9 protein-coding genes and 2 tRNA genes are annotated in these 11,991 nt (G+C 23.8%); 7 read left to right on the top strand and 4 right to left on the bottom strand.

What is annotated here, in order from left to right:
• The 4 genes from T388_RS0102645 to cas9 all read right to left on the bottom strand — a co-directional run.
• Positions 1-726, bottom strand: a 726-nt coding sequence (locus tag T388_RS0102645) for a hypothetical protein (RefSeq protein ID WP_156930251.1), incomplete at its 3' end; no start/stop codon positions are given.
• 14 nt (positions 727-740) lie between these two features.
• Entirely contained in the window at positions 741-1,049 is a 309-nt protein-coding gene (cas2, locus tag T388_RS0102640) for a CRISPR-associated endonuclease Cas2 (protein WP_036456921.1), read from the bottom strand.
• 7 nt (positions 1,050-1,056) lie between these two features.
• The gene (cas1, locus tag T388_RS0102635; RefSeq protein WP_036456902.1) at positions 1,057-1,935 is read right to left on the bottom strand and encodes a type II CRISPR-associated endonuclease Cas1; all 879 of its coding nucleotides are present in this window, start codon (positions 1,933-1,935) and stop codon (positions 1,057-1,059) included.
• A 123-nt stretch (positions 1,936-2,058) separates the two neighbouring features.
• Complete coding sequence (gene cas9 / locus T388_RS0102630) at positions 2,059-5,499, bottom strand: type II CRISPR RNA-guided endonuclease Cas9 (protein WP_027120764.1); 3,441 nt, start codon at positions 5,497-5,499, stop codon at positions 2,059-2,061.
• A gap of 383 nt (positions 5,500-5,882) precedes the next feature.
• On the opposite strand from cas9, the gene nrdF reads away from it, so the two are divergent.
• From nrdF to T388_RS03860, 7 genes are all read left to right on the top strand, one after another.
• Positions 5,883-6,896, top strand: coding sequence for a class 1b ribonucleoside-diphosphate reductase subunit beta (gene nrdF / locus T388_RS0102625; RefSeq protein WP_036456899.1), 1,014 nt, complete (start codon positions 5,883-5,885; stop codon positions 6,894-6,896).
• 2 nt (positions 6,897-6,898) lie between these two features.
• Positions 6,899-7,342, top strand: coding sequence for a class Ib ribonucleoside-diphosphate reductase assembly flavoprotein NrdI (gene nrdI / locus T388_RS0102620; RefSeq protein WP_027120762.1), 444 nt, complete (start codon positions 6,899-6,901; stop codon positions 7,340-7,342).
• Positions 7,343-7,362: 20 nt separating this feature from the next.
• Positions 7,363-9,534: a class 1b ribonucleoside-diphosphate reductase subunit alpha gene (nrdE, locus tag T388_RS0102615; RefSeq protein WP_027120761.1), complete on the top strand. Its 2,172-nt coding sequence runs from the start codon at positions 7,363-7,365 to the stop codon at positions 9,532-9,534.
• 54 nt (positions 9,535-9,588) lie between these two features.
• Positions 9,589-10,320 carry a hypothetical protein gene (locus T388_RS0102610; RefSeq protein WP_027120760.1) on the top strand — a complete coding sequence of 244 codons (732 nt, stop codon included), beginning with the start codon at positions 9,589-9,591 and terminating at the stop codon, positions 10,318-10,320.
• A 661-nt stretch (positions 10,321-10,981) separates the two neighbouring features.
• Positions 10,982-11,065 (top strand) — tRNA-Tyr (locus T388_RS0102605).
• A 3-nt stretch (positions 11,066-11,068) separates the two neighbouring features.
• A tRNA-Gln gene (locus tag T388_RS0102600) sits at positions 11,069-11,143 on the top strand.
• Positions 11,144-11,208: 65 nt separating this feature from the next.
• Positions 11,209-11,964, top strand: coding sequence for an MAG0110 family membrane protein (locus T388_RS03860; protein WP_084489761.1), 756 nt, complete (start codon positions 11,209-11,211; stop codon positions 11,962-11,964).
• The last annotated feature ends 27 nt before the right edge of the window (positions 11,965-11,991 follow it).

Genomic DNA, 11,991 nt, shown 5'->3' with positions numbered 1-11,991 from the left:
ATTTTTTAATTTAAAAAATAATAATTTATCTAAGAAAATATCGCAATTTATTATATTTGTGTCTATTTTTTTGTGTTCAAGATTTTCTAATCAATTAAAAATTTGGTTCTTAGAATAAATGTTTACAAAATGTTCGGATTCATAAAAACTAAGTAATTCTCAATAATCTCATTTAGTTAAAAATTTTATTGGATTATTAGTCAAAATAATAAAATTGAATTTTGTTATAAATGGTTCTAAATCTTCAATACTAATTCATTCAATATTATTTAAAATTATTGTTAATTTGGTCTTATTTTCAAATTTTTCCAGAAAGGTTTGTAAAGCTAATTTATCTAAGAATAATTTGCTGTTTATTTGAAAACAATATTTTAAAAATTTAATTACGTCAAAATTGTATTCAATAACAGAATTATTAAATATTGAATTTATTTCATTTTGAAAATTTAAAATATTTTCGTTATTAATAAGTTTTTCGTAATTAAAATTTTCAGATTTATTTATCATTTTATATAAAATGTTTTTTGATGTAATATTGTATATATCAGATATTTTAGTTAAATTGTTAATAACTAAAATATCATCATTTAAAACATCAAAATTATTTATTTGTAAAAATGAATCTTCATTTTTAAAAGAAAATATAAAACACTTTTGTAAAAATAAATCTGTGTTTTCAGTTTCTATAATTCTTATACCTTGATAATTTTCAATATAATGGTTCATTATTTTTAACATAATTAAATTTTTATATACCTTTCAAAATTATTATAAATTTCACTTAATGATTTTTCGCCATTTAGAATTTCTATATCTTGATATTCTTTTTCAGTAATCATCATTATTCTTACATTAGATTTTTTTGGTAAAACTTTTTGAATTTTTGTTTTTTCAGACTTATATAAGGTGTGTGTTCCAATATTTTTAACATAAATAGAATATTGCATCATTACATAACCAAGCTTAAGCAATTCTTTTCTAAAATTATTGTATTTTTTCACATCTTCATTTGTTTCAAATGAAACATCATACATAACAATTATTCTCATATATCTTTTATAAACCTCAATCAATTGTTAACTCTTCACTTTCTTGATTTTTTATAAATTTTTCAATTATTAAATTAATATATTCAACAATTGAAATAGTTTTGTTTAAAACTTTTATATTTGTGTGAAAAAATGAAAATAATTCTTTTTTGTAATCAGCAAAATCTAGAAGTTCATTGTTTTTAAAAAAATTGTACACAGTTAAATCAACAATACATCTAAGTGGTTCCATAACATCAGTTGCTAATGCAAAATTATTTTTATAATTTTTATGGAATAAGCCTAATCTACAATCAAACCCTTTAGCTACTAAAGACCTTACAACATAACTTAATAGAACTGCATAACCATAATTTAAGTATTTATTTTTTTCTACATCGTTATCGCTTCTAATAAAATTTTCTCCGAATAAGCATTTAAAATATAATTTTGCTGCGTGCGCTTCATTATTAGAATAATCCATGTATTTAATTGTTTGCGAATAATTTATTAATTTTGCTTCATCATCTTTATTACATAATTTTAAATAATTTAATGTGGATAAACTGTTTAAAATTTTTTGTTTTATAATACTTTTTCAAATTGTATTTTTTTCTTCATTATTTCAATTTATTTGAGTTTGTAAATTTTTTACACTGTAATATTTTTGATAAGGTATTAATAAAGCGTTTGGTAAATGACTTGAGTCACAAACAATTAAATTAACACCATTATCAATTAATTTATTTATTAACGGCAATGATATACTCATATAATCGTTTTCTAAAATTAAAGTATCTATGTTATTGGTTGGAATGATAACTTTAGATCCATCTTTTTCAAAAATTAAATTATTTAAAAATAAATGTAAATAATTAGTATCAATTACATCAATAATTTTCTTCATAAAATCTCCTAGTTTTAGTATAATTATTGTGTACAACTTATATCTTACACAAATATTGTACAACTTAAAATAAAGCGCTACCTTTCGGTAGCAGCTGAATTTGCCCGGAAGTTCCGGGTTTTTTTATTTATAAATATTTCCTAAAACATCGGTATCAATTGGCAAATATTCATTCATAAAAGAATTGCATGTTTTTATTATTCTTTGCTTTTTCAAAGTTTTTTCACATATTATTGGCATAGATTTATTTATATACTTCAATTCTATTGTATTATTATTCATTACGATACCACAAATATATAAAATTTCTTGTGTTGTTTTGTTCAAAACACTTTTGCCTATATTTAAAAAACAAAGCGGTTTTTCATTAATGTCAATATTTTTTTCTTTTTTAAATAATAATAAACTATCTTGTTTGTAAGATGTTTCATCTAAAAAATTTGTATTATTTTGTCCAAAAAAATAAATATTAGAATTTACAGCTAACATGGAATATTTATTTTTTTTATTTTTATAAATTAAACAACCAAGGCTGTTTAAAGTGTCATTAAACGATTTATTATTAGAATTCTTATGTCATACAACACTATTTTCATTTGGAATTTTTGATTCTAAATATTTTAAATTCCCAATAATACTCTTTTTTCTACTTATACAATCGTAAATAAGTAGTTTACCTTCATTTACCAATATTTGAATTGCTTCTTTGGTGAATTCGTTAGGGAATGTAATATATAAGGAGTTCATATAAGATAAAAAAGGTTTATTTTCATTTTGAAAACTTAAAAAAATATTTTGAATTTTTTCATATTCTTTTTTACTATGTTTATATATCAATAGTTGCTCTTTTTTATTTGTTTTTTCATTAAATCATTTTTCTAAATCTTTATTAGTTGCTTCAAGTAATTTAATTTTTTGTATTTTTCATATATTGTTATCAATAACTTTGGAGCCATATAAGTTTATATTAAATAATTGAGCATTATTTTTGGGTTCTTGTTTTCTTGAAAATTGAACTTTAGAGTCAATATTGTTTAAACTATTTTTAACTAAATTTTTAATATTTTCAATATCATACATTTTTTTCTTTTCAAATTTTGAGTTAATCTGTATTATTTCACCAGTCACTTTGTCTATTTTTGAAATGGAATTATCATTATTAATTCATGGTTGATATCTATGATCTTCTAGTGATAATAAATTAAATAATGTTTTTGTATTATTTGCTATTATAGATAAAATAGATGCGTCTATTGCATGATGTGAATAGTCATCACGGTTTTTATAGTTTTTAGTAATTTTTCTTATATATCCGGTAATAGCTCCATTTATACAAACAACTTTAAATTGTTTATTGTGTGATTGGGCATAATCTATTAATTCATCTTTAAACATTTTTGTTGCATATCTAGTATCATTAAGATTTCTTGACATAAATTCGATTTGTTTATTTTTGTCAAATTTTTCTAGTAATAGATTGTGATATTTTTGTTTTTGTGATTTTTCGCTAGGAAACATATCCTTACTTCCGTTTAAATAAGTTTTATTACAAAATTCTAAATATTCATTTCAATTTCATGTATTTTGTTCTTTAACATATTGAGCAGCGGTTTTTTGACCTTTATTTTGATTGTGATAAGTTTTTGTTAATACCTTATTTGCTGATGAATTGTTTAAACTTAAAGAATAAGGGATAACATGATCTATTTGCGTGTAATTTGGATCATTAATTACCTTGTCGAAATCTAACATTTTACCATCGTAAATGTCTCTGTGTTCCTGTTGAAAATATAAAAAAGCTTTTGTTTTTATAGCGTCTGATATATTATTTGAATTGCCCTTCAAGCTTTTAATTTTAGCCTCAATTATTTCATTTCTTTTTTTATTAATTTTGTTTAGATTGGAAATAGCTTTTTTAACTTCATCACCATTTTTTTCACGAGCCATTTCTATAACCACTTTTGTTATGTTTCATTCTTTTGAATATAATTTTATGATTTTGTTGAATATTTTAATAGATTCGCGCATTGTTGTTTTAACAGAAGGAGGCAAAATAGCTTTATCTAAAAATTTATCATTTATATATTTACCATTTTGTTTTGTTTTTTTATTACCAAAATTTCTATCAAATTTTATTTGTTCAAAATTTCTATTGCTTTGTAATAATAAAGGTATAAATTCTTTATAGCATTTAATTGACAAATCAGATGTATTGCTAATTTTGAGAGTGTTATTTTGAGATATTAAATCAATTGTTTTATCTTTTTGTTCTTCTTTATCAAAATAATTTTTAATATTTGACAATTTTTCTAAATCAGATTTTCTTTGTTCAACAACATTAGATTTTGATAATATATTCAATATTTCATCGAAATCGTGTGCAAATACTTCTCAATTATCAACATTTACGCCATTAAAATTGCTATTATTTTCTTTAAATATTTGTATCATTGTATATAAGTTTTTTAATTCTGTAATTTTAACATCATTACCTTCAGGATTTTTAAATCCATAATCGTCACTTTTGTCTAGTTCAATTTTAATGTTGTTATCATTTATATATTTCAATAAAGGTTTTAAAACAAAATTTTTTATTGTAATTTTTGGGGTAGATTTTGTTTGATTGGATTTAAATTTTTCAATTAGTGAATTTAATATGTCTTTTTTATTTTCTTCTGTCAATCTAAATGTTTGAATTTTGTAATTTCTTAAATTGTTTAAATCATTTAAAACATTAAATAATTCAGCATGTATAGAATTTTTTAATGCTCTATATTCGTTAGGATAAATAGAACAATGTCCTATATTTTTTTCTCAAACCGTATTATACTTTTTAATAATTTTGTTATCGTCTGTTTTAACAAATACCCCATAAGGACTAGCGCTATTTTCACTACCTGGCCCAATTTCAAAAGATCTTATTTTTGTGAATAAATCCAAAAAAGCTTTTGTAAAATTTGGATCAATATCTTGCTGTTTAAACAAAATATTCAATTCTTTTACTCATTCTTTATTTGAAATGTCTTTTGAGTATTCTGAAAATTCGGAATATAAATGTTGATTTTTAGCAAAACCAAATTTTTTGTAGAAATTATACATTCTTTCAGTTGGTAACATATTTTCAATTACTATTTTTTGTTCTTTTTTATCTTTTTGTATCTCCGCAAGTGTGTAGAAAAAACCTCTATTTTCTAGATAATCATGAAGAATTCAAACCAATTCTGCTTTTGTTATTTTGCTGTTTAATCCTCTTAATTTCAAATCTAATATATTGTTATATTTTTTTGATAATAAAATAAAAGATTTTTCTATTTGTTCTTTATTTTCAAAACTAAAAATGTTTGAATATTTAATAATTAGTTTATAAAATTTTTTATTTCTATATGCTTTTCTTCTAATAGATCTTCTAATAGATCTAGCTTTTCTTCTATCAATAGCTAATTTAGGTTCCTTAAATAGTCTAGATCCTAATTTAAGTATTTTGTTAGTTTCGTTATCTAAAATGGCTCAACCAACAGAACCAACTCCTAAATCAAAACCTAATGTCACATTTTTTTTATTCATTTTTTACTCCCGTATTTTTAAAAACTATTCAATTAAATATAATTATATTCTTTGTTATTTCAAATATTAAATGTTTTAAATAAAAATATCAAACTAAATTATGGAAAAGAAAACTTAATAAATTATTGATTTGCTTGCAAAATGATGTAATGAATTAAAATCAAAACATTCTTAATTTTTTTAATAATTCATATTGGTCTATTCCATATTTTTTCATATAGATTTATGGAATTATTTTTTTAATTTTTACTTATATTGTTGCTTTAGTATATAAGCAAAAAAAACCAAAAAACAAAGTAAATAAAAAAATATTTTTTTATAAATATTTGGTTTTTAACTTTGCTAAAATAACAAAAATATATAAAAAATTTTGGAGGAAATTTATGAACAATGCTTATTATAAAAAATCTCGTAATCCTTTAGATTTTGTTAAAAATGGACAAATGGGACCAATGAGAGCTGTAAATTGAAATGTCATTAATGACGATAAAGATTTAGAGGTTTGAAATAGAGTTACACAAAACTTCTGATTACCTGAAAAAATTCCTGTTTCAAACGATTTAAAATCGTGAAATGAAATGGATAAAAAGTGACAACAACTTGTTACTAGAACCTTTACAGGTTTAACCTTATTAGACACAATTCAATGTACTTTAGGAGATTTAGCACAAGTGCCTAATGCTTTAACAGACCATGAACAAGTTATTTATGCAAATTTTGCTTTTATGGTTGGTGTTCATGCTCGTAGTTATGGAACAATTTTTTCAACTTTAAACACTTCTGAAGAAATTGAAGAAGCACATGAATGGGTTATTAACAACAAAAAATTACAAGCAAGAGCCAAATTTTTAGTTCCTTTTTATACTTCAGATGACCCATTAAAATCTAAAATTGCTGCTGCTTTAATGCCTGGATTCTTACTTTATGGAGGTTTTTATCTACCATTTTATTTGGCTGCAAGAGCACAATTACCTAACACAAGTGATATTATTCGTTTAATTTTAAGAGATAAAGTTATTCATAACTATTATTCTGGATATAAATATCGTAAAAAGGTGGAAAAATTATCCAAAGAAAAACAACAAGAATATAAGGAATTTGTTTACGATATTCTTTATAAATTAATCGATTTAGAAAAAGACTTTTTAAGAGACTTATATGACGGTTTCGGTTTAGCAGATGAGGCTATTGCATTTAGTTTATATAATGCAGGAAAATTTTTACAAAATTGTGGGTATGAGTCTCCTTTTACACCAGAAGAAACTAAAATTTCACCAGAAGTTTTTGCACAACTTTCAGCAAGAGCGGACGAAAACCACGATTTCTTTTCAGGGAATGGTAGTTCATATATTATGGGCGTTACAGAAGAAACAGAAGATGAAGATTGGGAGTTTTAATCATGAATAACGATTTATTAAAAAACGCTAGAAAACCAATTGGTGAAAAACATGTTGTTTATTTTTCATCAATTTCAGAAAATACTAAAAAATTTTGTGAAAAACTTGGTTTACCTTCAACAAGAATACCTTATGATGAAACGAAATCAATTGTTGTAGATTGAGATTATGTTTTGATTTGCCCAACTTATTCAGGTGGATTGGGTGATTTTAAAGGTAGTGTTCCTAAACAAGTAATTAAATTTTTAAATAATGAGCAAAATAGAAAACATTGCGTTGCAGTTGTTGCAAGTGGAAATACTAATTTTGGAGATACATTTGCAATTGCGGGTCCCGTTTTATCTACAAAATTGCAAGTTCCCTTATTGCATCAATTTGAATTGATCGGTACAAAATATGATGTAGATACGTTAAATGAAAAAATAGATAAATTATGAAATAAATAATAATTTAAAGGAGTAAAAAAATGTCGAATAGTACAAATAGATTTAAGGAGGCGGATGAATATTTAGCATATAATGCTTTAACCAAATTAAATGAGGGTAAAGATTCTATGTTGAACGATCAAAAAGCCGTAGAAAAATATATGCAAGTTCATGTTATTCCTAAAACCAAAAAATTTTCTAATATACATGAGAGAATGAAATATTTAGTTGAAAATAATTACTATGAAAAAGAAATTGTTGAACATGTAAATAAAAAACAATTAGAAGAATTGTATAAAATCATTGGAGAATTTAATCACCATTTTCCTTCATTTATGGGTGCAGTTAAATTTTATAATGCATATTGTCTAAAAACATTTGATGGTCAACAATATTTAGAAACATATAGTGATAGAGCTTTAATGAACGCTTTGTTTTTAGGTCATAAAAACTTTGACAATATTAAAAATATTTTAATTGAAATACTTAGTGGAAGATTTCAACCTGCGACACCAACGTTTTTAAATGCTGGTAAAAAACAAAGAGGTGAATATGTTTCATGTTATCTTATAAGAATTGAAGATAATATGGAATCAATAGGTCGTGCTGTTGCAACATCATTGCAACTCTCAAAACGTGGTGGTGGAGTTGCATTATGTTTAACAAACTTGCGCGAATTTGGTGCTCCAATTAAAAATATTGAAAATCAAGCAACAGGTGTTATACCTGTTATGAAAATTTTAGAAGATAGTTTTTCATATGCTAATCAATTAGGACAACGTCAAGGAGCGGGCGCTGTTTATTTACATGCTCATCATCCAGATATTTTGTCATACCTAGATACAAAAAGAGAAAATGCAGATGAAAAAATTCGTATTAAATCTTTATCTCTAGGTGTTATTGTCCCAGATATTACGTTTGAATTAGCTAAGAAAAATGAACAAATGGCTTTATTTTCTCCTTATCATGTTGAAAAAGTTTATGGAAAACCTATGTCTGATATTTCAATTACTAAAGAATATTACAATATGTTAAATAATCCAAAAATTAAAAAAACTTATATTTCAGCTAGAAAATTATTTCAAACCATTGCTGAATTGCATTTTGAATCTGGTTATCCTTATTTGCTTTTTGATGATACAGTTAATGATAGAAATCCTAATCAAGGTAGAATTGTTATGTCTAATCTTTGTTCAGAAATCGTTCAATCTAGTTCTGTAACAGAATATGATACGGATTTAACAATAAAAAAACTTGGTGAAGATATTTGTTGTAATTTAGGTTCTTTAAATATTGATAAAATGATGAAATCAGGAAAAAGATTTGAAGAATCTATTTATTATTCGATTAAAGCATTGGATCATGTCGCACGTTTTAGTAATTTAGATTGTGCGCCGACTATTAAAAACGGCAATAAAGCAAATAGAGCATTGGGTTTAGGAACAATGAATTTACATGGATTTTTAGCCACAAATCATATTTATTATGATTCTATTGAGGCGTTAGAATTTACTAATCTATTTTTCTATACAGTAGCTTATTATGCGTTTAAAGCTTCGAATAAATTAGCAATTGAATACAAAAAAACTTATGATAATTTTAAATCTTCAAAATATGCAGATGGGTCATATTTTGATAAATATACAAAATGTGATAAATCAGAATATACCTTTAAATCACAAAAAATAAAGGATTTATTTGCAAATAATAATATTTATTTACCCACACAAAAAGATTGAATCGAATTGGTTAAAAAAATTAAAGAAACAGGGTTAGCTAATGCTCATTTATTAGCAATTGCTCCTACAGGATCTATTTCGTATCTTTCTTCTTGCACACCATCATTGCAACCCGTTGTTGCTCCCGTAGAAGTTAGAAAAGAAGGTAAAATTGGTCGTATTTATTCTACAGCTTATAAATTAGATGAAAATAATTATAAATACTATAAAGATGGAGCATATGAATTAGGACCAAATCCTTATATTGATATTGTTGCACAAGCACAAAAACACATTGATCAAGCTATATCTTTAACATTATTTATGAACGATAAAGCAACAACTAGGGATTTAAATAAAGCTTATATTAGAGCTTTTAAATCTAAATGTTCTTCAATATATTATGTACGCATTCGTCAAGATGTATTAGAAGGCTCTGAAAATATTGATTGAATTACTGATCAAGGAATCGAATGCGAAGCATGTAAAATTTAAATTTTAACAACAGAATTTTTCTGTTGTTTTTTCTAAATTTAGAAAGGAGAAAAAATGCAAAAATACTGAGTATGTGAAAAATGTAATAATAAAAATAAATTAAACAATAATTGATTCAAAAGAAATGATGCAAAATATTATGTTATTTGTAATAATAAAAAATGTAATTTTCAAACAAAAATTGCAATAATAAATATAAATTGTGATTCGAATTTTCTGGACAATCCAAATATTAAAAATTATTTAGAAAACCGTATTACAATCTCATTTGTAAATCTGTTCAAAATGTGAACAAATTATATTTTGAATGAATTTTTACCACTGTTGATTTCTTGTTGTATATTTTTTTATATTGTTTTTTTTATTTCATATAAGTCTATAGAAATTTTCAAAATTGAAGGCCGAAGCAATATTATTAGCATTTATGGCATATTTATTAGTTTAGCAATTCCAGCATCAATAAGTGTTTATCGTTTTACAAAATATATAATTCATTTAAATCCTTATTTAATTTTTAAAATTCAAAAAATTATAGAAAAAAATTATTTAATATTAAATGTTAAGTTTAACAAAATTAATTCAACTAACGTTGAAAATGAAATAGAAAAGCAAATAAAAAATAAAGCTGGAATATATTTAGGCATTATTAAAAATAATGTCTTTGCTTTAAAACCTAAAATTAAAAAGAAAAAATCTACTTATTGAAAACATAAATTAAATAATAAATTCATAATATGAAAATATAAAAAAGTAAATAAATGTAGATTTCAAATTTATTTTGAATAAATTGTTATTTTTCATCTTAATAAAACGCAATTGCACTTATGATAGTCAAATGTTATATTTTTTTATGTTCAGATTTTTGGTGAAAATAATAATAGATAAAGAATTTTCTAATTTAAGTAATTTTGTTTTAAAAGTTCGGAATTATCACTAGTACTTTTTTCTAATTTTGAATAACATTTAAATTTAAAGTGAGTTATCTGTTATTTTATACAGCTTCATAAAATGTTTGAACATTGTTTATAGCAAAGTCTTTTACGCCGTTTTAATAAAGGATTGAATTACGAAATGCTTTTTTACTCTACTTTTATTCTTTTGTTAAGTAATTGTTTAGTAGAAGGAGTAATGTTTTTCTTTTGTATGTTTCAGCTATTATAGCTATCACAAAAGTTTTAAATAATAAATCAAGAAGTTTTATATAGCCTATATCACGTTTCTCTTTGCTTATTCAAAAAAACAATTTTTTGTTTCAATATCAATAATTAAATAATGTAAAAATCGTTAATTTTCTTAATGTATCTGTTAGTATAAGTATATTTTTTGACAATTTCAACAAATTTATATTTATTTTGATTATTGTTTTTTTGACAAAACACATTTTTTTAAAAAAAGTTTGTAAAAAAAATTTTTTTGTCTATAATAAATATGCTAATTTTAGCAAAATGGAGGGGTAGCGAAGCGGCCAAACGCGGGTGGCTGTAACCCACTTCCTAACGGTTCGGGGGTTCGAATCCCTCCCCCTCCACCATTTTGTCCCATAGCCAAGCGGTAAGGCAACGGGTTTTGGTTCCGTCACGCGATAGTTCGAATCTATCTGGGACAACCATATCACCACTTTTAAAGGGTGATTTTTTTTATTTTGTTTTTATTTATTGCATTATAATAATTGTTATGAATGAACAAATAACAAATTATGAATATGAAAATAAACCAAAAAACAAAATTAAAGAATCATTAAAAGGAAACGTTTTTTTAGGTGCTACTATATTATGATTTGCATATGCAATGATGATTGCGATTTTAGCAGCAATTATAGTTTTTGCAAACGCAAATACAATTGGAAAATTTTTTATTAGTAGACCAATAATATGAATTGTAGCTGGAATAGTTGGTTTTGTATTATTAATGATTACATTTTTTATGGGTCATAGAATGAATTTTTGAATATTATTGCCCCTTGTCACAATCGATATGATTTTTTTAGGAACTGTTGTATTGGGAACTGCTTTATTATATGCTTTATCAAATTTCGATTGACTCAAAACATTTGCAGTGTTTTTTATACCAATTGCAGTAATGATGTTAATGGGAACTTTAGCAGTATTTAACATCATTAAATTAGATAAATTGTGAGTTGCGGCTTTAATAATTTCAATAACATTACTAGTCTTAATGATTGTTAGTTTCTTTGTTTTAAATGAAACAATGTATATGCTATACGTAGGTCTTGGATTTATATTAATATGTTTATATATGGGAATTGATTGAATTTTAATTATAAAATTAAATCAAACATATAAATCAGACTTTTTAACCAAAGACACAATAAGTGAAATTTTACGAATTAGTCTTTTTTATGGATTTAAATTAGCATATGACTACATATATGCGGTGTATTATTTAATATTAATATTTTCGGATAGATAAAATTTGGCTATTTGCCATTTTTTTATT

This window comes from Mycoplasmopsis lipofaciens ATCC 35015, assembly GCF_000686585.1.
Taxonomy (GTDB): Bacteria; Bacillota_I; Bacilli_A; order Mycoplasmatales; family Metamycoplasmataceae; genus Mycoplasmopsis; species Mycoplasmopsis lipofaciens.
The sequence above is the reverse complement of the archived record's forward strand: the minus strand, read 5'-3'. Positions and strand labels throughout refer to the sequence as shown.